This window comes from Falsiroseomonas stagni DSM 19981, assembly GCF_900114315.1.
Taxonomy (GTDB): Bacteria; Pseudomonadota; Alphaproteobacteria; order Acetobacterales; family Acetobacteraceae; genus Falsiroseomonas; species Falsiroseomonas stagni.
The window spans coordinates 1-24173 of record NZ_FOSQ01000018.1 but is presented as its reverse complement, the minus strand read 5'-3'; the positions used below and the strand labels follow the sequence as shown (position 1 = coordinate 24173).

Annotated in this window: 27 protein-coding genes; 17 read left to right on the top strand and 10 right to left on the bottom strand. The window is 71.0% G+C overall.

Translation table 11 applies throughout. The annotated features are described in order from the left end of the window. Positions 1-11: 11 nt before the first annotated feature. From BM041_RS27045 to BM041_RS31615, 4 genes are all read right to left on the bottom strand, one after another. A complete protein-coding gene (locus BM041_RS27045) occupies positions 12-1187 on the bottom strand; it encodes a M20 aminoacylase family protein (RefSeq protein WP_092963039.1) in 1176 nt (391 codons plus the stop codon). Positions 1188-1241: 54 nt separating this feature from the next. After that, positions 1242-2087: an NAD(P)H-binding protein gene (locus BM041_RS27040; protein WP_092963038.1), complete on the bottom strand. Its 846-nt coding sequence runs from the start codon at positions 2085-2087 to the stop codon at positions 1242-1244. Then, on the bottom strand, positions 2084-3784 hold the full coding sequence (locus BM041_RS27035) for a dihydroxy-acid dehydratase (RefSeq protein WP_092963037.1): 1701 nt from the start codon (positions 3782-3784) through the stop codon (positions 2084-2086). The genes BM041_RS27040 and BM041_RS27035 overlap by 4 nt, the downstream gene beginning before the upstream one ends. Positions 3785-4044: 260 nt before the next feature. Further along, positions 4045-4374, bottom strand: a complete 330-nt coding sequence (locus tag BM041_RS31615; RefSeq protein ID WP_092963036.1) for a VOC family protein — start codon at positions 4372-4374, stop codon at positions 4045-4047. Between the two features lie 172 nt (positions 4375-4546). Here BM041_RS31615 and rplM point away from each other — a divergent pair, with 172 nt between their 5' ends. The 7 genes from rplM to BM041_RS26995 all read left to right on the top strand — a co-directional run bounded on the left by rplM (position 4547) and on the right by BM041_RS26995 (position 9107). Next, a complete protein-coding gene (gene rplM, locus BM041_RS27025) occupies positions 4547-5038 on the top strand; it encodes a 50S ribosomal protein L13 (RefSeq protein WP_092963035.1) in 492 nt (163 codons plus the stop codon). 1 nt (position 5039) lies between these two features. Further along, positions 5040-5543, top strand: coding sequence for a 30S ribosomal protein S9 (gene rpsI, locus BM041_RS27020; protein WP_092963034.1), 504 nt, complete (start codon positions 5040-5042; stop codon positions 5541-5543). 132 nt (positions 5544-5675) lie between these two features. After that, positions 5676-6641 (top strand): N-acetyl-gamma-glutamyl-phosphate reductase, encoded by a 966-nt coding sequence (gene argC / locus BM041_RS27015; RefSeq protein ID WP_092963033.1) that lies wholly within the window; start codon positions 5676-5678, stop codon positions 6639-6641. Between the two features lie 9 nt (positions 6642-6650). Continuing rightward, positions 6651-7196 carry a gamma carbonic anhydrase family protein gene (locus tag BM041_RS27010; protein ID WP_092963032.1) on the top strand — a complete coding sequence of 182 codons (546 nt, stop codon included), beginning with the start codon at positions 6651-6653 and terminating at the stop codon, positions 7194-7196. Between the two features lie 75 nt (positions 7197-7271). Further along, positions 7272-7829, top strand: a complete 558-nt coding sequence (locus tag BM041_RS27005; RefSeq protein ID WP_092963031.1) for a hypothetical protein — start codon at positions 7272-7274, stop codon at positions 7827-7829. After that, positions 7810-8394: a hypothetical protein gene (locus BM041_RS27000; RefSeq protein ID WP_092963030.1), complete on the top strand. Its 585-nt coding sequence runs from the start codon at positions 7810-7812 to the stop codon at positions 8392-8394. The genes BM041_RS27005 and BM041_RS27000 overlap by 20 nt, the downstream gene beginning before the upstream one ends. Positions 8395-8456: 62 nt before the next feature. After that, on the top strand, positions 8457-9107 hold the full coding sequence (locus BM041_RS26995; RefSeq protein WP_092963029.1) for a hypothetical protein: 651 nt from the start codon (positions 8457-8459) through the stop codon (positions 9105-9107). Between the two features lie 90 nt (positions 9108-9197). On the opposite strand, the gene BM041_RS30265 is transcribed toward BM041_RS26995, so the two are convergent. Beyond that, positions 9198-9437, bottom strand: a complete 240-nt coding sequence (locus BM041_RS30265) for a hypothetical protein (RefSeq protein WP_139226201.1) — start codon at positions 9435-9437, stop codon at positions 9198-9200. A gap of 361 nt (positions 9438-9798) precedes the next feature. Next, a complete protein-coding gene (locus BM041_RS26990) occupies positions 9799-11628 on the bottom strand; it encodes a PHA/PHB synthase family protein (RefSeq protein WP_092963028.1) in 1830 nt (609 codons plus the stop codon). A gap of 170 nt (positions 11629-11798) precedes the next feature. Between BM041_RS26990 and BM041_RS26985 the strand changes: the two genes are divergently transcribed. The 6 genes from BM041_RS26985 (at position 11799) to recJ (ending at position 18442) form a co-directional block, all read left to right on the top strand. Next, positions 11799-12392, top strand: a complete 594-nt coding sequence (locus BM041_RS26985; RefSeq protein WP_092963027.1) for a hypothetical protein — start codon at positions 11799-11801, stop codon at positions 12390-12392. Between the two features lie 46 nt (positions 12393-12438). Further along, complete coding sequence (locus BM041_RS26980) at positions 12439-13659, top strand: LL-diaminopimelate aminotransferase (RefSeq protein WP_092963026.1); 1221 nt, start codon at positions 12439-12441, stop codon at positions 13657-13659. A 102-nt stretch (positions 13660-13761) separates the two neighbouring features. Further along, complete coding sequence (locus BM041_RS26975; RefSeq protein WP_092963025.1) at positions 13762-15054, top strand: homoserine dehydrogenase; 1293 nt, start codon at positions 13762-13764, stop codon at positions 15052-15054. Then, on the top strand, positions 15051-15515 hold the full coding sequence (locus BM041_RS26970; RefSeq protein WP_092963024.1) for a hypothetical protein: 465 nt from the start codon (positions 15051-15053) through the stop codon (positions 15513-15515). The genes BM041_RS26975 and BM041_RS26970 overlap by 4 nt, the downstream gene beginning before the upstream one ends. Before the next feature lie 117 nt (positions 15516-15632). Continuing rightward, positions 15633-16637 carry a class II fructose-bisphosphatase gene (gene glpX / locus BM041_RS26965; RefSeq protein ID WP_092963023.1) on the top strand — a complete coding sequence of 335 codons (1005 nt, stop codon included), beginning with the start codon at positions 15633-15635 and terminating at the stop codon, positions 16635-16637. Continuing rightward, the gene (gene recJ, locus BM041_RS26960) at positions 16637-18442 is read left to right on the top strand and encodes a single-stranded-DNA-specific exonuclease RecJ (protein ID WP_245762286.1); all 1806 of its coding nucleotides are present in this window, start codon (positions 16637-16639) and stop codon (positions 18440-18442) included. The genes glpX and recJ overlap by 1 nt, the downstream gene beginning before the upstream one ends. Before the next feature lie 5 nt (positions 18443-18447). Here the strand turns inward: recJ and BM041_RS26955 are convergent, their stop codons facing one another. From BM041_RS26955 to fahA, 3 genes are all read right to left on the bottom strand, one after another. Next, positions 18448-19395: a Bug family tripartite tricarboxylate transporter substrate binding protein gene (locus tag BM041_RS26955; RefSeq protein ID WP_092963022.1), complete on the bottom strand. Its 948-nt coding sequence runs from the start codon at positions 19393-19395 to the stop codon at positions 18448-18450. A 5-nt stretch (positions 19396-19400) separates the two neighbouring features. Beyond that, the gene (locus BM041_RS26950) at positions 19401-20189 is read right to left on the bottom strand and encodes a cyclase family protein (protein ID WP_092963021.1); all 789 of its coding nucleotides are present in this window, start codon (positions 20187-20189) and stop codon (positions 19401-19403) included. Between the two features lie 91 nt (positions 20190-20280). After that, the gene (fahA, locus tag BM041_RS26945; RefSeq protein ID WP_092963080.1) at positions 20281-21612 is read right to left on the bottom strand and encodes a fumarylacetoacetase; all 1332 of its coding nucleotides are present in this window, start codon (positions 21610-21612) and stop codon (positions 20281-20283) included. A gap of 86 nt (positions 21613-21698) precedes the next feature. On the opposite strand from fahA, the gene BM041_RS26940 reads away from it, so the two are divergent. The 4 genes from BM041_RS26940 (at position 21699) to BM041_RS26925 (ending at position 23660) form a co-directional block, all read left to right on the top strand. Then, entirely contained in the window at positions 21699-22400 is a 702-nt protein-coding gene (locus tag BM041_RS26940; RefSeq protein ID WP_092963020.1) for a GntR family transcriptional regulator, read from the top strand. A 46-nt stretch (positions 22401-22446) separates the two neighbouring features. Next, positions 22447-22800, top strand: a complete 354-nt coding sequence (locus tag BM041_RS26935; protein WP_092963019.1) for a hypothetical protein — start codon at positions 22447-22449, stop codon at positions 22798-22800. Beyond that, complete coding sequence (locus tag BM041_RS30835) at positions 22737-23129, top strand: hypothetical protein (RefSeq protein ID WP_092963018.1); 393 nt, start codon at positions 22737-22739, stop codon at positions 23127-23129. The genes BM041_RS26935 and BM041_RS30835 overlap by 64 nt, the downstream gene beginning before the upstream one ends. 225 nt (positions 23130-23354) lie before the next feature. Then, positions 23355-23660 carry a hypothetical protein gene (locus BM041_RS26925; RefSeq protein ID WP_092963017.1) on the top strand — a complete coding sequence of 102 codons (306 nt, stop codon included), beginning with the start codon at positions 23355-23357 and terminating at the stop codon, positions 23658-23660. 206 nt (positions 23661-23866) lie between these two features. Here the strand turns inward: BM041_RS26925 and BM041_RS30830 are convergent. Next, positions 23867-24173, bottom strand: a 307-nt coding sequence (locus BM041_RS30830; RefSeq protein WP_175534194.1) for a hypothetical protein, incomplete at its 5' end; no start/stop codon positions are given.

The following is a 24173-nucleotide window of genomic DNA, read 5'->3' as shown; positions in this document are numbered from 1 at the left end:
GGACGCCCGCCTCAGCCGCGCGGCATCACCTGCTCCGCCAGCGTTGCGAACCAGCTCGCCCCGATCGGCAGGATGTCGTCGTTGAAGTCGTATTTCGGGTGGTGGACCATCGCGTCCCCCTCGCCCTTCCCGCCGCCGAGGAACAGGTAGGCGCCGGGCCGTTCGTTCAGCATGAAGCTGAAATCCTCGCCCCCCATCGTCGGCTGCGGCAGTTTGCGGGAGCGTGCTTCGCCCACCACCATCGCCGCGACGCGCGCCGCGATCTCGGTGCTCTCGGGCTCGTTCACCGTGGCGGGATAGGCGCGGGTGAAGCTGCATTCGGCCTTGGCGCCGAAGGCGGCGGCCACGCCGGTGACGATGTCCTTGAACTTCGCCTCCAGCAGATCGCCGACTTCCGGCAGGAACCAGCGCGCCGTGCCGCGCATCTTCACGCTTTCCGGGATGACGTTGAAGGTGAAGCCGCCCTCGATATGGGCGATGGTGATGACGCCGGATTCCAGCGGGTTCACGTTGCGCGCCACCACGGATTGCAGCGCGGTGACGACGTGGGACGCGATCAGGATCGGGTCGATGCCGTTATGCGGCATGGCGCCATGCGCGCCGCGGCCGGTGATCGTGGCTTCCAGGTTCGCGACGGCTGCCATGACGGGCCCCGGCGCGTGCAGGAAGACGCCTTCCGGCGCGCCCGGCCAGTTGTGCATGCCGAAGACGCGGTCCATCGGGAAGCGGTCGAACAGCCCTTCCTTCACCATCACCTCGCCACCGGCCAGGTTCTCCTCGGCCGGCTGGAAGATCAGGTAGACGGTGCCGTCGAAGTTGCGGGTTTCCGCGAGGTACTTCGCCGCGCCCAGCAGCATGGTCGTGTGGCCGTCATGGCCGCAGGCGTGCATCAGGCCGGGCTTCTGGGAGGCCCAGGGCTTGCCGGTCGCTTCCTCGATCGGCAGCGCGTCCATGTCGGCGCGGAAACCGATGGCGCGGTTGGAGGAACCATTGCCGCGGATGACGCCGACCACGCCGGTCTTGGCGATGCCGGTGATGACCTCATCCACCCCGAACTCCCGCAGCTTGGCGGCCACGATGCCGCTGGTGCGGACTTCCTCGAAGCCGAGTTCGGGGAACTGATGAAAATCCCGGCGCCATTCGGTCATCTCGGGGTGGAATTCGGCGATCCGGTTGACGATCGGCATTGGGGCGGCCCTTCACGAAAGCTGGCCCTTTGATGGGCCTGCCCCCCACACCGGTCAACCTTGGCGGAAGGTGGCCGCCAGCCCCTCCGCCAGCGGCCGCCCGACCACGCCGAGGCGATCCCGCATCTCCGCCACCGGGAAGGCCTTGTCCTCCACCAGGCGCCGCACCTCCTCCGCGCCGATTGTCGGCACCCGCGGCACCCAGCGCGTCAGCGGCGCCACCGCCTCCAGCAGCGCCACGGGCAGGTCGATGACAGGCGGCGGCTTCAGCCCCGAAGCCCGCGCGACGGCGGCGAGAAAATCGCGATAGGGCAGGGGCTCCGGCCCCGCGACCACCATCACCTCCGGCCTTGTCCATTCGATGTTGATCGCCGCCAGGATGCAGCGGGACAGGTCCTCCTGGTGGATCGGCTGCACCAGGGCCCGCCCGCCGCCCGGCAGCGGCGCCACCGGCAGGCGACGCAAAAGCGCCGCCAGCCGCTGGACATTATCCTCCCCCGTCGCGCCATAGATCATGGTGGGGTGCAGCATCACGCCGGCCCGGCCGGAGGCGACGAAGGCCGCTTCCCCCGCCCGGACCCCATCCCCATGCGCATCGGCCCATTGCGAGAATCGCCGCGTGGAGCCGAGGAACACGAAGCGCGCCCCCTCCGGCGCCGCCGCCAGCACGGCCGGGGCGTGGCGCGCATGGGCGGTGTTCACCACCACCGTGGCACCGGCCAGTGCCACGCGCAGCGCCCGCGCATCCTCCAGATCGGCAAACACCGCCTCCGCCGAGATCCCCGTGGCGATCCAATGCGCGGCATTGCGCACCACCGGGATGAAGGGGCGCCCGGCGGCCTTCAGCGCGCGGCACAAGGCCGCGCCGCTGCGGCCGGAGGCGCCGATGACCGCGATCAAGGCGCGGCCTGCAGGAACCGCAGATCGGCCCCCTCCGGCGCCTGCGTCACCTGTTCATGCACCAGGCGGTCCCAGCCGCGCTTCGGCGCCGGCGCCGGCTGCCAGGCGGCGCGCCTGGCCGCCATCGTGGCCTCATCCACCAGCAACTCCAGCCTGCGGTCCTTCACGGACAGCCTGATGCGGTCGCCCGTCTCCACCAGCGCCAGCGGCCCGCCCACGGCGGCCTCGGGCGAGATGTGCAGCACGATGGTGCCGAAGGCGGTGCCGGACATGCGGCAATCGCTCATCCGCACCATGTCCTTCACGCCGGCCCGCGCCAGCTTCTTCGGGATGGGCAGGTAGCCGGCCTCCGGCATCCCCGCCGGGCTGCGCGGGCCCACATTCTTCAGCACCAGGATGTCCTGCGCCGTCACGTCGAGGTCCGGGTCGTCGATCCGCGCGGAGAGATCGGCCAGCCCGTCGAACACCAGGCAGCGCGCCTCCGTCTCGAACAGCGACGGCGTCGCCGCGCTGCGCTTGAGGATCGCGCCATCCGGCGCCAGCGATCCGAACAGCGCGATCAGGCCCCCCACCGGCGACACGGGCTTGCCCCGTTCCCGGATGATCCGCCGGTCCACGAAGTGGCTGCCATCCCCGATCCGGTCGGCCAGCGACACGCCATCCAGGTCCTTCGTCGTCAGGTCCAGCAGGTCCCGCAGCTCCCACAGCAGCGCCTGCATCCCGCCGGCGGCGTGGAAATCCTCCATGTAGCCATCGCCGGTGGGCTTGAGGTCCACCAGCACCGGCGTCGTCTCGCTCAGCGCATCCAGCCGCTTGAGGTCGAGGTTCAGCCCCGCCCGCCCCGCGATGGCGGCCAGGTGCACGATCGCATTGGTGGACCCGCCCAGCGCCAGCAGCACCCGCGCCGCGTTGTCGAGGTTCCCCTGCGTCATCAGCGACAGCGGCGCCACGGGGTTGCGGATCAGCCGCACCGCCTGCGCGCCCGCCTCCTCCGCGATCCGCAGCCGGTCGGCATGGACGGCGGGGGCGGAAGCGGCATCCAGCGGCATGAAGCCCAGCACCGCCGCCAGGCAGGCCATGGTGCTCGCCGTGCCCATCACGCCGCAGGTGCCGGCGGTGGTGGCGAGCTTACCTTCCAGCAGGTTGATCTTCTCGTCCGTCACCTCGCCCGCGCGGTAGCGGGCCCAGTAGCGGCGGCAGTCGGTGCAGGCGGACAGCCGCTCGCCCTCAAACGCCTGGGCCAGCATCGGGCCGACGACGAGCATGACGGAGGGCGTGCCGGCGCTGATCGCCGCCATCAACTGTGCCGGCACGGTCTTGTCGCAGCCCCCCACCAGCACCGCGGCATCCATGGGCTGGTTCGCCAGCATGGCTTCGGTGTCGAGCGCCATGAGGTTCCGGTAGTGCATGGAACAGGGGCTGAGCGAGGGTTCGCAGATGCTGATCGTCGGGAAGGAGAGAGGCAGCCCCCCGGCCGCCAGCACGCCGCGCTTCACCGCCTCGATCAGCTCCGGGATGGTCCGGTGGCAGTTGTTGTAGTCGCTGGCCGTGTCCGCGATGCCGACCACGGGCTTGTCCAGCATCGCCTGGGAATAGCCCATCGACTTGGCGAAGGACCGGCGGAGATAGAGGGCGAAGGCCGGATCGCCGTAGTTGGAGGCATTGCGCCCCAGCCCGAATGCCTTCTTCTCGCTCATACCCGTCATCCCCCGTTCGCCGCGGGCCGCCGCGCCCCTATCCGGGCCGGTGGCAGGCGCAGCCAATCTTGTTGCCGTCGGGGTCGCGCAGATACGCCCCGGCCCGGACTTCCCGCCAGGGCGGGCGATGATCGCGCCGGGATCGGTGGTGCCTGGCATTCAACGGCGCGCAGCCAAGACTGGTAGTCTTGGCGAGCACCGGGGAGTGCCAGGCGCCGCCGAGACCAAGCGAGGGCGCCCGCCCTGGCGGGAAGCCCGGGCTACAAGTCGGCATGATAATGCGGCCGCAGCCCGGGGCTACCCTCGTCCCGCCCGCCCGCGGCAATCCCGGCGGCATGGACGGCATCCACCGTGGCGCGGTCCGCGGCCTCGAACACCACGGTCACGCCATTGCCGACCGTCGCGGGGCGTCCATCGATGGGCCGCATCAGCCAGAACTGGGGCGTGCCCTCCGCCGCCAGGGCATAGCCGGCCATGCCGGGGTCCAGGCTGGTCTCGTGCCGCGTGATCGCCAGTGGGGCCAGCAGCCGGTCGTAGAGGGCCAGGGCGGCAGGCAGGTCGTTGGTGCAAAGGGTGACGTGGCTGAGCATGGAGGCCTCCTTCCGGTCGGGGCTTCACCCTGCCACGGCCCGGCTTGACGGGGCTTGCGGAGTTTGGCGGTAACGGGATACCGCCACGCGCAAACCGGCCTTCCGGCTTGACTTTCCGGCCCCCACCCCCGATAAGCCGCGCCCAGTTCACACCGGATCACCGAACACATCCATGCTCACGCGCCAGACAACCTCGATCAAGCCTGCGGAGGTCTCCAAGGGCTGGGTCCTGATCGATGCGGAGGGCCTCGTGCTCGGCCGCGTCGCGGCTCTCATCGCCAACCGCCTCCGCGGCAAGCACAAGCCGACCTTCACGCCGCATGTCGATTGCGGTGACCATGTGGTCGTCATCAACGCCAAGAAGATCAAGGTGACCGGCCAGAAGGCCGAGCAGTCCGTCTTCTACTGGCACACCGGCTACGCCGGCGGCATCAAGGGCCGCACGGTCGCGGAACGCCTGGCCAGCCCGCACCCGGAACGGGTGCTGGAAAAGGCGGTTGAGCGCATGATCACGCGCGGCCCGCTCGGCCGCGCCCAGATGCGCAACCTGCATGTCTATGCGGGGCCGGAGCATCCCCATGCCGGCAACACCCCGACCGCCCTCGATGTCGGTGCCCTGAACCGCAAGAACCTGGCCGGTGGCCCGGCGAAGAAGGTTGCCTGAGATGAGTGATTCTCCCCGCACCGGCGGCTCGCTGGCCGAACTCAAGGACCTGGTGAACGCGGCCGGTGGCCCCGCCGCCGTCGGCACCGCCGCGCCGGTCGAGCCGAAGCGCGACGCGCTGGGCCGTTCCTACGCCACGGGCCGCCGCAAGAACGCCATCGCGCGCGTCTGGGTGAAGCCCGGCAAGGGCACGATCCAGATCAACGGCAAGCCCTCCTCCAAGTACTTCGCGCGCCCCGTGCTGCGGATGCTGATCAGCCAGCCCTTCCTGGTGGCCGACCGGTACCAGCAGTTCGACGTCTTCGCGACCGTCGTCGGCGGCGGCCTGTCCGGCCAGGCCGGCGCGCTGCGCCACGGCATCTCCCGCGCCCTGACCTATTACGAGCCGGGCCTGCGGAGCATCCTGAAGAAGGCGGGCTTCCTGACGCGCGACTCGCGCGTGGTCGAACGCAAGAAGTACGGCAAGGCCAAGGCCCGACGTTCCTTCCAGTTCTCCAAGCGCTGACGCCCGGCGGACCGGGCGCCACGCCCGGCCTCATGGCTGGTTCATCAGGGGGGCAGGTCCGCAAGGGCCTGCCCCTCTTGCTTTTTCCGCCTGTTTCCATCCCCATCCCCGTCGCGTGACAGGATCAGCACCATGCCCAAGGGACCCATTCCCAGCGTCTTCATCGATGGCGAGGCCGGCACCACCGGCCTGCAGATCCGCGAACGCCTGGAACGCTTCCCCGGCATCGCGCTGCGCAGCATCGCCGACGCCGACCGGAAGAACCCGGACGCCAAGCGCGCGCTGATGGCGGAAGTGGACCTCGTCGTCCTCTGCCTGCCCGATGCCGCCGCGAAGGACAGCGCCGCCATGGCCGCCGGCCTCGGCGCGCAGGCGCCGAAGCTGATCGATGCCTCCACCGCGCATCGCGTCGATCCCGACTGGGTCTACGGCTTCGCCGAACTGCCCGGCCATGCCGCCGCCATCGCCGCGGCCGCCCGCGTGTCCAACCCCGGCTGCTACCCCACCGGCGGCATCGCGCTGCTGCGCCCGCTGGTCGATGCCGGCATCCTGCCGAAGGACTATCCCGTCACCGTCAACGCCGTCTCCGGCTATACCGGCGGCGGCAAGGCGATGATCGCGGAGTTCGAGCCCGCCCGCACCGCGGCCCCCTTCTTCCTCTATGGCCTGACGCTGGAGCACAAGCATGTGGCGGAGATGCAGCGCTACAGCGGCCTGGCGCGGCGCCCGCTCTTCGTCCCCTCGGTCGGCGATTTCGCCCAGGGGATGCTGGTCAGCGTGCCGCTGCACCTCGACCTGCTGAATGGCAGCCCGAAGCCCGCCGACCTCGAAGCCTGCCTCCGGAGCGCCTATGCCGGGTCCGGCTGGGTGCGGGTGGAGGCCGCGGACGGCAAGGCGCGGCTGGCGCCGGAAGACGTGAACGGCACCAACTGGCTGGAACTGCGCGTCTTCGGCAATGCCGATCGCGGCCAGGCCGTGCTGGTGGCGAAGCTCGACAATCTCGGCAAGGGGGCGTCCGGCGCCGCCGTGCAGAATATCGGCCTGATGCTGGGCGTCGACGTCGCGGGCGCCCTGCCGCTGGCCCAGGCCGCCGAATAGGAAACGATCATGTCCGAAGCCCAAGTCCCTGGCGCGCTCCTCCCCTTCGAGGACAAGCAGCCGAAACTCCACCCCACCGCCTGGGTCGCGCCCACGGCGGTGGTCATCGGCGATGTGGAGATCGGGGAGGAGAGCAGCGTCTGGTATCACTGCGTCCTGCGCGGCGACACCAACATCATGCGCATCGGCGCCCGCACCAACATCCAGGATGGCAGCATCCTGCACCTGAATGCGGGGGCGGAGCCGCTGATCATCGGCGATGACGTCACCATCGGCCATGCCTGCATCATCCACGCCTGCACGCTGCACAACCGCGCCTTCGTCGGCATGGGCGCCACCGTGCTGGACCGCGCGGTGATCGAGGAAGGCGGCATGCTCGGCGCCGGCGGCATGCTGCCGCCGGGCAAGCGGATCGGCCCGAACGAGCTCTGGATGGGCAGCCCCGCCAAGCTGGTCCGCGTGATGGATGCGGAGGAACGCGCCCGCTTCGACCGCACCGCGCCGGCCTATGTGGCGCTGGCCAAGCGCCACCGGGCCAGCCTGACGAAGGGCTGACACCGAAGGCGCGGCGCTTGCCGCCGCGCCGGCCAGGTCCAAGATCAACGGCGCCGGTCAGCCAAGGAGGCTCCGATGCGCCGCCGATCCCTGATGCTTCTCCCGCTCCTCGCCGCCTGCGCGCCGATGCCGCCGCCGGAGGCGGTGCAACTGCCCGCCACCGCCGCCGTCGAGGGCGCGGGCGATCCGACGCGCGGCGCCATCCTCGCCGCTTCCTCCGCCTTCGCCAGCCCGGCGAGCCTCGCCGGCGATCCGGCGGCGGTGGCGACGGCGCTCGCGCAGCTCGAATTCCTTGCCGTCGCGCTGGATGGCGGCGCCTGGCGGGACATGGATCCGCTGGTGGTGCCGATGCTCCGGCAGGGCCGGGCGGAGGCCCGCAGCGCCTTCGGCTTCCGCCCCGATGCCAGCGCCCAGGCGGCGGTCGATGCCCTCTACGGCGCGGCCGCCGCGATCCGCGTCCGCGACTCCGCTGCGGCGGCGGCGTCGCTGCTGCCGCTGGCGCCGGACGGTGCCGCGCTGTCGCGCCTGGCCGCCCTGCCTATCCTGCCGCAGGCGATCGCCGGAACCACGCGCGCCCGCGCCGCGCTGGTCCGGCGTGACCGGGGAGAGCGCCATGGCCGCCCGATTTTCTGACCGCACCCGGCTGATCCTGGGTGCCGCGCTGGCGCTGTCGCTGGCCGCCTGCGCGGCGCCGCGCCCGATCGCAAGCCGGGAGACCGTGCCGCTGCCGCCGATGACGGGTGCGGGCGATCCGATGCGCGCCGCCGTCACCAGCGCCGCCTATGCCTTCGCCGATACGCGCCGCCTGGACGGCCAGCCGGCGGAGGCCGCGCGCGCCGTGGCGCGGCTGGAATGGCTGGCGGCCGAATTGCCGGCCGATCCCTATTGGACCGCCGCTTCCCCCATGGCCGCGGCCATGCTGCGCCAGGGGCGGGACGAGGTGCGCGGCAGCATCGGCATCCCGCTCGCCCTGCCCGCCGATGCCGTGGCCCGCGCGATGATCGGGGCCGCGGCCGCGATCGATGCCGGCAACCCCCAGGCGGGCGCCGCCGCCCTGGCACCCGTCGCAGCAGGACAACCCGGCGCGCTGCTCGCCCGGCTCGACCACCTGCCCCAATCCGGGGACGCCAACGCCGCCACCGCCATGGCCTACGCCGAACTCATCCGCCTTGGCCGCGATGAGGGCTTGAACGAGTAGCGCCCTTCCGCGACGCCTCGCCCATCGGCTACACCGGGGCAGTCGGGAAGGGGATAAGCCCAGTGCGCCGCGGCCGGAATGCCCTGTTGTTGCTGGCCATCGCCGCGGGCCTGCCCGCCTGCGCGGAGATGCGCACGCCCGCCCCCGTCGCCCGCATCCCCGCCGTGCTGGCCGCCGGCAGCGCCGATCCGGTGCTCGACCTGGTCAACCAGGCCGCCACGGATTTCGAGGATGCCGGCCGGTCCCTGGCCAATGACCCCGCCCGCATGGCCCGCGCGGCCGCGCGGGTGGAGGTGATCGGCGCCGAATTCGCCCGCGATGCGCGCTGGGCCCCCCTGTCGCCCAGCGTGGGGTTCGAGATGCGGGCCGCCCGCACGGAACTCCGCGCCGCGCTCGGCATCCGCGCCGGGGCATCGCCGGATGCCGTGGCCCGGGCGCTGTCCGCTGCCCATGTGGCCCTGGTCCGGGGCGACCGTGCCGCGGCGATCCGCGCGCTGGACCCCGCGATCTTCGAACCGGGCGGGGAGGGGACGCTGGCGTTCCTGACCCGGCCCGGCCCGCTGTCGCAGTCCCGGATCGCCACCGCCCTCGCCCGTGACGAGGCCAGCCGCCTGGCCCGCAGCAATGTCTGGGGCCTGTCCGGTGCGCTGGACCCCGATAGCGGCTGGCTGGACCCGCTGCCGGGCCGCGGGATGTCGATCGGGCCGCGCTAGAGAAATATGCGTTCAGATGGAATCATCTGAACGCATTTCTTGCTCTAGATTCAACGACATCTAGCCGATCGGCCCGCGTTAGCCGATCGGCTAACGCCGCCACTCCTGGCGCAGCCGCATCACCACCTCGCAGAAGATGCTCGCCACCACCGCGGCGTTGGCGGGGTCCCGCAGCAGCGTGCCATCCGGGCGCTGCCCGCCGAGCAGGGTCGGCAGCACATCCTCGCGGATGCTGTCGAGATAGGCCATCGGGTCAGGCTGGTCGCGCAACGCGTCCCGAAGCGCCGCCTCCAGGGCCCGGGCCAACGTCGCACGCACCTCGTCACTCATGGAATCAGACCCACTCGGAGCCCCGGGCAAACTGTCTTTCGCTGCCTTGAGGTGGCTCGGTCCGCGATCCTGTTGACCGCGCGGCTGTCACAATACCGGAAAGTAAAGATTGAGTAACAGCGCAATTGCCAAAAAATTGCTCGCGCCCTGGTAGTTGTTAGACGATCGAATCGCGCTTTGGTAGCGGTAACTCTGGCGTCAATGAGATAAATGCTACCATGCGGCGAGTTTCGTCGACCCTATGCGCCCCGCCGCGCCCGCCGGGCTTCCCGGTCCCGGCGCCGCGCATCACGGCAAGCCGGCAGGCAGGGCCGCCTGCCCGGAACGGCGGCGGGGGCGCGGCATGCCGGCCCGCGGGCGATCAATCCTTGGCCATCACCGTGACATAGGTGCCCGGCGCCTCCCCCAGCGGCCGCAGCGCCCCATCCCCCGGCACGCGCGCCGGCACCATGGTGCGGTCCTGCGCCGTTACCCAGCGCTGCCAGTCCGGCCACCAGGAACCCGACAGCTCCGTCGCGCCCTTGAACCATTCATCCGGGTCCGCGGGCAGGCTCTCATTCACCCAGTGGCTGTACTTTCCCGAATCAGGCGGGTTCACCACGCCGGCGATGTGGCCGGAGGCCGCGAGGACGAAGCGCACCTTGCCGCCATAGATCTGCGTGCCGCGATAGGTGGATTTCCACGGCGCGATGTGGTCCTCCCGCGTCGAGATCATGTAGGTCGGCACCTTGATCTTCCGGAGATCGAGCGCCACGCCGTCCAACTCGATCCCCCCCGGCTTCACCAGATCGTTCTGCTGGTACATCCGCCGCAGGTAGAAGCTGTGCATCTTCGCCGGCATGCGGGTGCTGTCGTCGTTCCAGTAGAGCAGGTCGAAGGGGAACGGCTCCTGCCCCATCAGGTAGTTGTTCACGACGAAGGACCAGATCAGGTCATTGGCGCGGAGCATGTTGAAGGTGGTCGCCATCTCCCGCCCCTCCAGGAACCCCTTCTTCTGCATCTTCTCCTCGAGGCCCTGGAGCTGTTCCTCGTCGATGAAGACGCCGAGTTCGCCCGCCTCCTCGAAATCCGTCATGGTGACGAAGTAGGTCGCGCTCTTGATCCGCGTGTCCTTGCGCGCGGCCATATGCGCCAGGGTGCAGGCCAGCAGCGTGCCGCCCAGGCAGTAGCCGATGGCATTGACGGCTTTCTCCCCCGTCGCCTGCTCGATCGCATCGAGCGCGGCGTAGGGGCCTTCCCGCATGTAGTCCTCGAACCCCTTCTCGCTCAGATGCTCGTCGGGATTGACCCAGGACGCCACGAAGACCGTGTGCCCCTGCTCCGTCGCCCATCGGATGAAACTGTTCTTCGGGCGGAGGTCGAGGATGTAGAACTTGTTGATCCAGGGCGGCAGGATCAGCAGCGGCCGCTTCAGCACCGTCTCCGTCGTGGGCGCGTACTGGATCAGCTCCATCAGGTCGTTGCGGTAGATGACCTTGCCGGGCGTGACGGCGATGTTCTCCCCCACCTTGAACTTGGTGTCGTCCGTCATCCGGATGCGGAGGTTGCCCTTGCCGCGCTCCAGGTCGGACAGCAGGTTGGACAGGCCCTTCAGCAGGTTCTCGCCGCCCGTTTCCGCCGTGCGGCGCAGCACTTCCGGGTTCGTCATCAGGAAGTTGGACGGGCTCATCGCATCGACGAATTGCCGCGTGTAGAAATCGACCTTCTGCGCGGTCTTGTGGTCCAGCCCTTCCGCGCCCTGCACCACATTGGTGAAGAAGCGGGCGCTGAGCAGGTAGGATTGGCGGATGAAGTCGAAGACCTCGTTCTCCCGCCACGCCTCGTCCTTGAAGCGGCGGTCGCCCTTCGGCTCCTCGATCACCGGCGCGACCGGGTCGCCCATCATGCGCCGGGCGGTGTTCTGCCAGAGGGTCAGGTAGTCCTGCCAGAAGCCGATCTGCGCCTGCATCAGCCGCGCCGGATTGGTCATCAGCCGCGTCGTCATGTCGAGGAAGGCGGAGCCGATATGCGCGGGGTCCGGCCCCGTCTGCGTGCCTTCCGCCTGGCGCTTCAGGAAATCCGTGACGATCCGCTGCCCGCGTTCCGCCACATCCGCCATGGTACGCGATACCAGGGCCGGGTCCGGCAGCCTGAAGGCGCCCTTGTCGACACCCCGATCCGCGCCGTCATTCTGCGCCCCGCCCTGAGCCATGCGCCCCCTCTTTGCCGGGATGGTCCCGGCGCCTCGTGCTGCCCTGATTATGCGCCGCCGCCCGTCATCCCGCCATCCGGGGCTTGAGGCGGCCACGGTGACGCTTTCGCGCCAGGTTGGTTCGGGGTAACCCTCTGGCCGCACCCTCGGGTCGCGAAGGATGGGAAGCCATGCACCCGCGCGTCGATCGCCCCGCTCTGACGGCCCCCGCGCTCCGCGGGGCCGCGCTGCTGCTGCCGCTGCTGGCCGCCGCCTGCGCGGAGGTCCCGCGCGACATCCAGCCGAGCTACTGGTGGCGCAACATCAGCGGCGCCTACCTGGATGAACGCCAGCCGCCGCCGGGCATGAACGCGCCCTATCCGAACCTGGCCACCGTGCCGGCGCGGCCCGTGCCGCCGGATGCCGCGACGCGCGCGGCGCTGACGGCCGCCCTGGCGAGCGACCGCGAATTCGCCCGCACCGAGCCCGCCGCGCGCCCGGCCACCCCGCCGGGCCTGCCGCCGGCGCTGCCCGACGGCGCCGGCCCCCCGCCGCCGCCGCGCCTGGCCGCGGCACCCGCCATCCGTTTCGACGCGCCCCGCCCCACCGCCGCAGCGGCCGCCCGGGGCGCCGCCGCGCCGGCGGCTGTCCCGGGTGCCGCCGGCACCGCCGCGCCCGGCGAAAACATCCCGCCCCGTGGCACGCCGCCCGCCGCGGCCCTGCCCGACATGCTCGGCCTGCCGCCCGCGCCCACGCAGGACCTGCTGGCGCCTCGCACCCCGTGACGGCCTGCTGTATATCGCCCCCTCCCTTACCAAGCGGACGACGAGAATGACCGAGGAGTTCCACCGCATCCGGCGCCTGCCGCCCTACGTCTTCGCCGAGGTGAATGCGGCCAAGGCCAAGGCCCGCGCCCATGCGGAGGACATCGTCGATCTCGGCATGGGCAACCCGGATACGCCGACGCCGCCCCACATCGTCGCCAAGCTGATCGAGGCGGTGCAGGACCCGCGCACCCATCGCTATTCCATGTCGAAGGGCATCCCGGGCCTCCGCCGCGCACTCGCCGGCTACTACGCCCGCCGCTTCGGCGTGAAGCTCGATCCGGAGACGGAAGTCGTCGCCACGCTCGGCTCCAAGGAGGGCCTGGCGAACCTGGCCCAGGCCATCAGCAGCCCGGGCGACACCATCCTGGTGCCCAACCCATCCTACCCCATCCACCAGTTCGGCTTCATCATCGCCGGCGCCTCCGCGCGATCGATCCCCTACACGCCCGATGACAACATGCTGGCGGCGATCGACCGCGCGGTGCGGCATTCCGTGCCGAAGCCGACGGCCGTCATCGTCAACTTCCCCTCAAACCCCACCGCCCTGCTCGCCAGCCGGGAATTCTACAAGGACCTGGTGGCGCTGGCGCGGAAGCATGAACTCTTCATCCTCTCCGACCTCGCCTATGCGGAGCTCTATTTCGACGAGGCGAACCCGCCCCCCTCCGTGCTGGAGATCCCCGGCGCGAAGGAGGTGACGGTGGAATTCACCTCCATGTCCAAGACCTACAACATGCCGGGCTGGCGCATGGGCTTCGCCGCCGGCAACCAGCGCCTGATCTCGGCGCTGACGCGGGTGAAGTCGTATCTGGACTACGGCGCCTTCACGCCCATCCAGGTCGCCGCCGTCGCTGCGCTGAACGGCCCGCAGGATTGCGTGGCGGATATGCGGGAGCTCTACCGCGAACGCCGGGACGTGCTGGTCAAGGGCCTGCACGCCGCCGGCTGGAACGTGCCGAGCCCCGATGGCTCCATGTTCCTCTGGGCGCCGATCCCCGACCGCTTCAAGCACCTCGGCTCCGTCGGCTTCTCCAAGCTGCTGCTGGAGAAGGCGAAGGTCGCCGTCGCCCCGGGCCTCGGCTTCGGCGAACACGGCGACGACCATGTCCGCATCGCGCTGGTGGAAAACAACCACCGCATCCGCCAGGCGCTGCGCGGCATCAAGACCTTCCTCGCCGCCGACAATGCCGGCCCCGTGGATGGCATCGACGTCGACGCCGCCTGAACCATCCGAACCCTCTCGCCCGGAAACCCTCTGTGGGGGCCGGGTGAGGGGGGCTCCGCGGGACGAATGCCAAGCCCGCCCCGCCTTCCTGGAATAGATCCCATGACCAAGCCCCTTTCCGTCGGCGTCGCCGGCCTCGGCACCGTCGGTGCCGGCGTCCTCACCCTGCTGCGGGACAATGCCGCGACGGTCGCCGCCCGCGCCGGCCGCCCCATCGCCGTCACCGCCGTCTCCGCCCGCGATCGGATGCGGGACCGCGGCGTCTCCATCGCCGGGCTGCGCTGGTATGACGATGCCGCGGCGCTGGCCAACGATCCCGGCGTGGATGTGGTGGTGGAGACGATCGGCGGCACGGAAGGCCCGGCCGCCGACCTGGTCCGCGCGGCGCTGGCCGCCGGCAAGCCCGTCGTCACCGCCAACAAGGCGCTGCTGGCGATCCATGGCGCCGAACTTGCCGCGACGGCGGAAGCCAAGGGCGTCGCGCTGTGTTTTGAGGCGGCCGTCGCCGGCGGCATCCCCGCCATCAAGGCGGTGCGGGAGGGCCTGGCCGCCAACGACCTGACCCGCGTGATGGGCATCCTGAACGGCACCTGCAACTACATCCTGACCCAGATGCGGGAGCGGGGGATCGAATTCGCCCAGGCGCTGAGCGAGGCGCAGAAGCTCGGCTACGCGGAAGCCGATCCCAGCTTCGATGTCGATGGCATCGACGCCGCCCACAAGCTGGCGATCCTGGCGGCGCTGGCCTTCGGCCGCCCCGTCGATTTCGCCGGCGTGCATGTGGAAGGCATCCGCAGCATCAGCGCACTCGACATCAAGCTGGCGGAGGAGCTGGGCTACCGCATCAAGCTGCTCGGCATCGCGCGCCGGACGGAGGCGGGGATCGAGACGCGGATGCACCCCTGCATGGTGCCGGTCAGCCACCCCATCGCCCGGGTCGATGGCGTCTTCAACGCGGTGGTGGCGGAAGGCGATTTCGTCGGCCGCGTGGTGCTGGAAGGCCGTGGCGCCGGGGCCGGCCCCACCGCCTCCGCCGTCGTGGCCGACCTCATCGACATCGCGCGCGGGCGCACCACGCCGGTCTGGGGCGTTGCCTCCGCCGCGCTGTCGCACGCGCCCTCCCTGCCCATGTCCCAGCGCGTCGGCGCCTACTACCTGCGCCTGATGGTGGTGGACCGCCCCGGCGTCATCGCCGATGTCACCGCGGCGCTGCGCGACAATGCCATCAGCCTCGAATCCATGCTCCAGCGCGGCCGCGCGCCCGGGGAGGCCGTGCCGGTCGTCGTCACGACGCATGATTGCGAGGAAAGCCAGATGCGCGCCGCCATCGCGCGGATCGAGGCGCTGGAAGCCGTGGTGGAGAAGCCCGCCATGATCCGAATCGAGGCGCTGTGAGGGCCTCGGCCGCCCTTCTCCTGCTGCTCGCGCTGGCCATGCCGGCGCGGGCTGAAGACCCCGGCGCCTCCGGCGCTCGGGACAGTCGCTTCGCCGGCGACTGGTCCGGCACCTATGTCTGCACCCAGGGCACCACGGGCATGAACCTGCGGCTGCGCCCCCAGGGGGATGGGCGCCTGTCCGGCGTCTTCCATTTCTTCCCCCTCGCCAGCAACCCGCAGGCGGCGGAGGGCTGCTACGAGGTTGCCGCGACGCCCGATGGCGATGCCGCCACCATCACGGCGGGGCGCTGGCTGCTGCATCCCCCCAACTACGTCACGGTGGACCTGGATGCGGAGCTGGACGAGGACGGGACGCTGTTCGGCCATGTCATCGGCCCGGGCTGCACGCTGTTCGCCGCCCGCCGCGCGCCCCCGCGCAACCTGCCGGCGGCCTGCGGGGCGGTCGTCTCTACCCGGTAGCGCAAACCTCCTCTTCACGTCCGCCCCGGTTCGGGGCAACAAGCCACCAGCGAATTGACGGGTCCCGCGCCGCCCCCTGGCGCGTTACCCTGCACGCCCGATCCGGAGGAACTGCCCGTGGCTGAACTCGACCGCCAGGTTCATGTGGACCGCAACCTCGCCCTGGAACTCGTCCGGGTGACGGAGGCCGCGGGCCTCGCCGCCTCCCGCTGGATGGGGCGCGGCGACAAGAACGCGGCCGATGGCGCGGCGGTGGAAGCCATGCGCCGCGCCTTCGACACCGTTGCCATCTCCGGCACCGTCGTGATCGGGGAAGGGGAGATGGACGAGGCGCCGATGCTCTACATCGGCGAGAAGGTCGGCCTCTACGCCAAGGCCGGTGGCGGGCCGGAAGTGGACATCGCCGTCGATCCGCTGGAAGGCACGACGATCACCGCCAAGGGCGGCCCCAACGCCATGGCCTGCGTGGCGCTGGCGCAGCGCGGCGGCTTCCTGCACGCGCCCGACGTCTACATGGAAAAGATCGCGGTCGGCCCGGGCCTGCCCGATGGCGTCGTGCATATCGACGCCTCGGTGGAGGAGAACCTGAAGAACCTCGCCCGCGCCAAGAAGTGCGAGATCACCGACCTGGTGGTCTGCCTGCTCGACCGCGACCGGCACAAGGACATCGTCAAGCGCGCCCGCGCCGCCGGCGCCCGCATCATGATGATCCCGGATGGCGACGTCTCCGGCGTCGTCGCCGTGTCCCAGGCCGATACGGGTGTCGACATCTACATGGGCAGCGGCGGCGCGCCGGAAGGCGTGCTTGCGGCGGCCGCGCTGCGCTGCATCGGCGGCCAGATGCAGGGCAAGCTGCTGTTCGAGAATGACGAGCAGGTGGCCCGCGCGCGGGAGATGGGCATCATCGACCCCAACCGCGTCTACGGGCTGGAAGACATGGCGAAGGGCGACGTGATGTTCGCCGCCACCGGCGTCACCACCGGCCCGATGCTGCGCGGCGTCCGCACCGTCCCCGGCGGCGCCATCACCCATTCCATCGTGATGCGCAGCAAGTCCGGCACCGTCCGCTACGTGGAAGGGCACCACAACTTCGCGCTGAAGCCCGCCGCGTTCCAGGGGTGATGCCCGGGGCGGTCATCGAGGGGGCGGCGCGGGCCATGGCGGAGCCGGCGGTCGCGCTCGGCGTCGCGCATTCCGCGACCGGCCGCCGCTGGATCTGGCGGCAGGGGGATGCGCGGACCGGCGCCGCCATCGCCCAGCGCCTGGCGCTGCCCGAACTGGTCGGCCGCCTGCTGGCGGCCCGCGGCGTCGGCATCGACGGCGCCGCGGATTTCCTCGAACCGACCCTCCGCGCCCTGCTGCCGGATCCCTCCTGCCTGCGGGACATGGATGTGGCGGCGGCGCGGCTGGCGGATGCGGCGCAGCGCGGCGAACATGTCGCCGTCTTCGGCGACTACGATGTGGACGGGGCGTGCTCCGGCGCGCTGACCACGCGGCTGCTGCGCGAACTCGGCTGCGCCGTCACCCACTACGTCCCCGACCGGATCCGGGAGGGCTATGGACCCAATGCGGGCGCCATCTCCTCCCTCTGCGACCGCGGCGCCACGCTGATCGTGACGGTGGATTGCGGCATCGCCGCCGAAGCCGCGCTCGCCGTGGCGCATAACCGCGCCGACATCGTCATCCTCGACCACCACAAGGCGGAAGGCCCGGTGCCGCGCGTCCGCGCCGCGGTAAACCCGAACCGCCCGGACTGCACCAGCGGCCTCGGCCATCTCTGCGCCGCCGGCGTCGCCTTCCTGGCCGGCGTCGCCACACTCCGCGAACTCCGCCGCCGCGGCCATTTCGCGAACCGGCCCGAGCCGAAGATGCTCGACCTGCTGGATCTGGTGGCGCTGGCCACCGTCTGCGACGTGATGCCGCTGACGGGGCTGAACCGCGCGCTGGTGACGCAGGGCCTGAAGGTCATGGCCCGCCGCGGCCGCGCCGGCATTTCCGCCCTGCTGGACGTGGCCCTGGCGAAGGACAGCCCCAGCGCCCACACCCTCGGCTACCTTCTTGGCCCGCGCATCAACGCCTCCGGCCGCATCGACGAGGCCGATATGGGCCTCCGCCTGCTGCTGGAGGACGACCCGATCGAGGCCCGCGCCATGGCCGAGAAGCTGGACCAGGTGAACCGCCGGCGGCAGGAGGTGGAGGCCGATGTCCTCACCGCCGCCATGACGGAAGCCGCCCGCCAGGTGGAGCACGGCCACCCCGTGCTGCTCGTGGTCGGCGAAGGCTGGCACCCCGGCGTGGTCGGCATCGTCGCCGGGCGGATGAAGGAGAAGTTCAACCGCCCCGCCTGCGTCGCCGGCCTGTCGGACGGCCTGGCGAAGGGTTCCGGCCGGTCACTGCCCGGCGTCGATCTCGGCGCCGCCATCATCGCCGCGCGCCAGATGGGGCTGCTGCACACCGGCGGCGGCCACGCCATGGCCGCGGGCTTCTCCTTCCACGCGGCGAAGGAGGGCGAATTCCATGCCTTCCTCGACGAACGCCTCGCCCATGCGGCGGACCTTCCGGGCGCCGCCGACCTTCCCGTGGAAGGCTCCCTGACCGTCCAGGGCGCCACGATGGAGGTCGCGACCCAGGTCGCGCGCCTGGCCCCCTTCGGCGCCGGCAATGACGAACCGGTCTTCGTCCTCAACCGCGCCCGCGTGGTCCGCGCCGACCGCGTCGGCAAGGAAGGCGCCACCATCCGCGCCTTCCTGGAAGGGGAGGGCGGGGGACCGCGCCTCAAGGCCGTGTGCTTCCGCGCGAAGGATGGCCCGCTGGCCGCCGCCCTGCTCGGCGGCGGCACCATGCACCTGGCGGGGCATCTCCGCGCGGAATCCTGGAACGACAACGTGACGCTCGGCTTCCACGTCGTGGATGCCGCGCCGGTCTGACGCGCCTACTCCGGCTGCACGCCGAGTTCGCGCAGGATGCGGCCGTAATTCTCGTATTCGCCCCGCACCCATTCCGTCAGCGCCGCGCGCCCCACGAAGCGCACGGGGGACCGGCTGTTGGCCAGCACCCGCAGCACCGTCGCATCCTGCAACGCGGCCTGGCAGGCACTCTCCAGCCGGTCCAGCACCGGCGCCGGGGTGCCTCGCGGCGCATAGATGCCGACCTGGGAGAACAACTGCGCGTCGATCCCCTGTTCCCGCGCCGTCGGCACATCCGGGAAATCCGGGTGCCGGTTGGCGGAGAACACGGCCAGCAGCCGCATCCGTCCCGCCATCACCAGCTCCGCCGCCGAACTCACGATGGCGGCGGAAAAGTCGAGCCGCCCGGCCAGCGTGTCGTTGATATGCGGCGGCTCGCCTCGGTAGGGGATGTGGTTCAGCTCGATCCCCGTGGCCTGCTGCACCTTCCAGATCGCGAGCTGCGGCAGCGAATTCGGCCCCGGGCTGCCGAAGGACAGCGGCCGGCGCCGCGCTTCCGCCACCAGGCCGGGCAGATCCCGCATCGGGCTGTCCGCGCGCACGGCGACGGTGATGACATTCTCATTCGTCCCGCAGACGCCCTCGAAGCTCGCGGGCCCGATGCCGGCATTGCGCAGCAGATGGGGCTGCACGGCGATGGCGGTGACGGGCGTGTGCCCCAGCGTGTAGCCATCCGCCGCCGCCCCCGCGACGACGCGCATGCCCACCACCCCCGATGCCCCATCGCGCGTCTGCAGCACCAGGGGCTGGCCCGTGGCGCGCTGGAAATGCTCGCCCACCGCGCGCATCAGCGCATCCGCCGCGCCGGGGGCGTAGGGCATGATCATCGTCACCGGCCGTTCCGGGAATTCCGCCCGCACGGCGGGGACGAAGCCGATCAGCGCGGCCGCTGCCGCCAGAAGAATCCTGCGCATGGCTCTCACTCCTCGAAGATCGCGACAGCGCGGGTCCAGCCCGCGGAACCCCGATGCACCTTCACGGGGAAGCAGGCGATCATGAAGCCGGTGGCGGGCAGCTTCTCCAGCCCGTTCAGCTTCTCCATGTGGCAGTAGCCGATCTCCCGCCCCGCGCGGTGGCCTTCCCAGATCAGCGATGCGTCGCCGGTTTCCTGCACCCGCCTTTTCGTGTGGCTGAAGGGCGCGTCCCAGGACCAGCCATCGGTGCCCGTCACCCGCACGCCGCGTTCCAGCAGCCACAGCGTCGCCGCCTTGCCCATGCCGCAGCCGCTGTCGATGTAGTCGTCCTGCCCGTAGCGTTCGCCCGCCCGCGTGTTCACCACGACGATCTCGAGCGGCTTCAACTCATGCCCGATCCGCTTCAGCTCCGCCTCCACATCGGCGGGCTGTACGATGTAGCCATCCTCGAACCCGCGAAAATCCAGCTTCACGCCGGGCTGGAAGCACCAGTCCAGCGGCACCTCGTCGATGCGCATGGAGGGCTCTCCCCCCGGCACCGTCCGTTCGTTCATGCGGGAGAAGAAGTGGTAGGGCGCGTCGAGATGCGTGCCGTTATGGGTGCTGATCTGCACCCGCTCCACCGCCGCGTATTCGCCTTCCGGCAGGGCATCGAGCGGCACGCCCATGTATTCCGCCATGGCGGGGCCGCTCATCTTGTGATCGACATAGTCGATCTTCGGCAGCATGTGCGGCGGGTCGCTCGCGATGCCGGCCTTCAGCGCGGACGAGATGTCCAGGATTCGTCGTGCCATTGTCTTGTGTGTTTCCTCCGCTGGAACTGGGGGCGGCTGCTCTCCCTCCCCCGCGCTTGCGGGGGAGGGTCGGGGTGGGGGTCGCCCCGCGTCAACCCATCGGCCAGGATTTCGCCGGATCGATCCTCGCCCGGCATTCGCCGAAGCCGATCGGCACATATCCCGCGCGTTCCGCCCGGCCCGTGAACCAGACCTCGTCGCCATCCTCCAGGAAGCTCCGGCGTTCCCCGTTCGGCAGGGTCAACCCGCCTTCCTCCATCACCACCTCCGCCAGGCAGGCGCGCCCCTCGGGCTCGGGGCCGGATACGGTGCCGCTGCCCAGCACATCGCCGGTCCGCAGGTCGCAGCCATTGCTGGTGTGGTGCGCCACCATCTGCGCGAAGGTCCAGTGCAGGTGGCGCAGGCTGGTCGCCACGATCCGCGCCGGTGCTGCCCCCTCCGCCCGCATCCGCGGCGTCGTCATCCAGCAGTCGAGCGCCACATCCAGCCCCCCCGCCGCCTGGTCGCCCGCCGCCATCAGATAGGGCAGGGGCTCCGGGTCGGACTCGAACCGCGCGAAGGCCGGCGCGGCGAAGGGGGCCAGGGCTTCCGCCGTGACGATCCAGGGGGAGACGCTGGTGGACAGGCTCTTCGACAGGAAGGGGCCCAGCGGCATCATCTCGAACCGCTGCACGTCGCGCGCCGACCAGTCGTTCAGCAGGCAGTAGCCGAAGATCGCCTCCCCTGCTCGCGCCACCGGGATCGGCTCCCCCATCCGGTTCGCGCGCCCGATCACCGCGCCGAATTCCAGTTCGAAATCCAGCGCCTGGCACGGCCCGAAGCGCGGCGTGCCATCCGGCCCCAGCGCCTGCCCATGCGGCCGCGCCACGGCCTCTCCCCCCACGCGCACCGTCGTCGCGCGGGAATGGTAGGCGATGGGCAGGTGCAGGAAGGCCGGCGGCAGCGGGTTCGCGGGGTCCCGCTTCGCCCCCATCCGCGCGGTGTGGAAGCGGGACGCCATGAAATCCGTGAAGTTCCCGACCGTCACCGGCAGGTGCAGCGCCACCTGGTCCATCGGCACCAGGCACTCCGCGGCCTTCGCCTGGTCCGCGCTGCCCGCCGCCAGGATGGCGGAGACCCGCCGCCGTAGCGCCCGCGACGCGCCGCGCCCCAGCGCCAGCAGCGGATTCAGCACCGGCCCCGAAGCGGCCCCCGCGGCTTCCCGCGCCGCGCCCTCGAACAGCCCGGCCGCCAGCCCCGCCGCCAGATCCAGCACCTGGTCGCCGATCGCGATGCCGCCCCGCTTCTCTCCCCCCGCCCGGCTGAACACGCCGAGCGGCAGGTTCTGGATCGGGAAATCCGTCCCCGGCGCATTCGCGGAAGCCACCCAGCTCCGCCGGGCGGGGTCGTGGGTCTCGTCGAGCGCTGGCAGGCCATGGGGCATGGAAATGATCGCTTCCTCCGTGTTATGTCGATCATGCGAGGAATCATCGATCATGCAAGTAGAAATATATATTTCGGCGAAAATCGATGACTGACGGCGACCACGCCGCCACGGCGGCCGAGGCCGTCGCCCATCGCCTGCGCCAGGACATCGTGGCGGGTGACCTCGCCCCGGCCGCGAAGCTCCGCCTGCGGGACCTGGTGGAGCGCTACGGCATCGGCACCACCCCGCTGCGGGAGGCGCTCTCCCGCCTGGTGGCGGAAGGCTTCGTGAACGGGGAAGGCCAGAAGGGTTTCTCCGTCCCCCCTGTCACCCGCGCCCATCTCCTCGACATCACCCGCACCCGGCAGATGCTGGAACCCGAGGCGCTTCGCCTGGCGATGCAGGCCGGCGATGCGGCGTGGGAGGACGGGATCGTCGCCAGCCTGTCCCTGCTGAAGCGGGAGATCGAGCGCCGCGACCCCGCCAACCCCGCCTGGCAGGACAGCTACGAGGCGAAGCACCACCGCTTCCACCGCGCCCTGGTCGCCGCCTGCCCGCTGCGGTCCCTCACCGGCTTCTGCGATGAACTCTATGTGCAGATGACGCGCTATCGCCGCGTGATGAAGACCGTGCTGGTGGACTGGAACCGCGCCACCCCCGTGCATGAGAACCTGGCCACCCTGGCCCTGGCTCGGGACGAGGCCACCGCCATGGCCGCCCTGCGCGAGCATATCGGCACCACCGCCGACCACGTGCTGCCGGTGCTCTTCGGCCCCGATGGCCAGGACCCGCGTGACCTTCCGTAACAACCCCACCCTTGAACCCCGCACACAGGCAGGCAACATCCTCGGCATGGACCAGCATCGCACCCCGCCTGTCCTCGACATGACGCCGGACGGCCAGTTCCGCGACACGCCCGGCGCGAACCCGGGGGCGTCCCCTGGCGCGTCCCCTGGCGCGCCGCCGCCCGGCATCCGCCCGGCGACCGCGCTGGACCGCATCCTCGGCAAGGTGGGCGGCGTGGCGCTGCTGGTGGCCCTCGCCGCCGGCGGCCTTCTGCTGGCCTCCCTCGCGATCCTCTTCGTCGGCCTGGTGCTGCCCGTGCTGATCGTGGCCGGCGCCATCGGCGCCGCGTCCCTGTGGTGGCGCATCCGCCGCCTGCGTCGCCAGGGCGTGCCCGTGCGCTTCGTGGTGGTCCGCCGCTGAGCGGACCACCCTTCAGGGTCGACCAGGACCGCCTCTACGACGTCACCCCGCGCGGCACCGCCTGGACGGAAGGCGACCCCGCGGCCGCGGCCGCCCGCCTGGCCCGCCTGCGCTGGCTTTTCGCCATCGGCCTCGGCGCCAATGCCGTGACCTGGACGCTGGCCGGGCTCGCCTTCGTGCTGGGCGGGCGTATCTGGGGCGCGGCCTTCGGGCTGCTGGCCCTGGCGACGGTGCCGCTTCTGGCGCTGCCCGCGATCGTCGAGGCCCTGGCCCGGCACCGCGCGCGCAAGCGCCACCGCGTGCGGCCGGAAGGGTTCGGGCGGGGCTGAACCGGCCAGCAGGGGGCGCCATCGCCCCGCGGCAACTGGACCAGCAGGCTTGTGCCGCCCGCCCGAATCAACTGGGCCAGTTGGGGCGCCGCCCCCCTGCACCAACCGGCTCAGCAGGGGGGCACCGCCCCCCTGCACCCCCGGCCAGGGTCCGGCGGGACCCTGGACCGCGGGATTTTGGCTTTCGCCTGGCCATCGGCTGCCCGCCTGCCTAGGGTCCGACCCATGCCCCGCTCCCCTGCCGCCGACCTGGCGCCCCTCATCAAGCTCCTGCAAGCAGGCGTCCCGCCCACCCGCGCCGCCAACGAGCTGGCGCGCGTCCTGGCCATCTGGACCGCCGAACTCAAGGACGACGCCGAGCAACTGCAGGACCGCCTCTCCGGCCTGGCCGAACAACTGACGACCGGCATCGAGGAAATGCACGAAGGCATCGCCGAGGCGAGCGACAAGGGAAAACCCACGCTGCGACGGATCCTGGCGACGCATGAGGCAGTGCTGGACGGCGTGCGCAAGGCGCTGGAGGGCGGGTAGGCGTCCCGTCCCTCTGCCGGGGACGCGACCGCGGCATGCTCCGCCGCGTCGCCTGACCACACGTCAGCCACTTTGCAGACAGTCGGTCAGCGCGGGCGCGAGCGGGCAGGGAGACCTGACAATGTCCCGAACTGCGCGTCCCGCCCCTGCGGGCACCAGGCCACGCCAATGCCCTGGCGGCGCACATGCTGGCGGCCGGGAAGCCCTCACCCCGGCGGCGTCGAACTCTCCCCCTCGAAGGGATTGGCCCAGGCCAGGATCACATTGTCCCCGTAGTTGAAGTGGTCGTTGATCTCCCGCTCCACGAAGCGCCCGGTCCGCTTGCCGTTGACGCCGGGGAAGGGCCAGTAGGGCTCCATGCACCAGACCTTCCCGGGCTCGCTCGGCCAGATGACGTTCATATGGGCGAAGCCGGTCAGGTGCTTGAAGGCGATGCAGACCGGCGTCGGCCCGATCGGCAGCCGGTCCAGCGTGGCGTTGGGCGTCTTGAACACCATGGTGCCCATCTTCAGC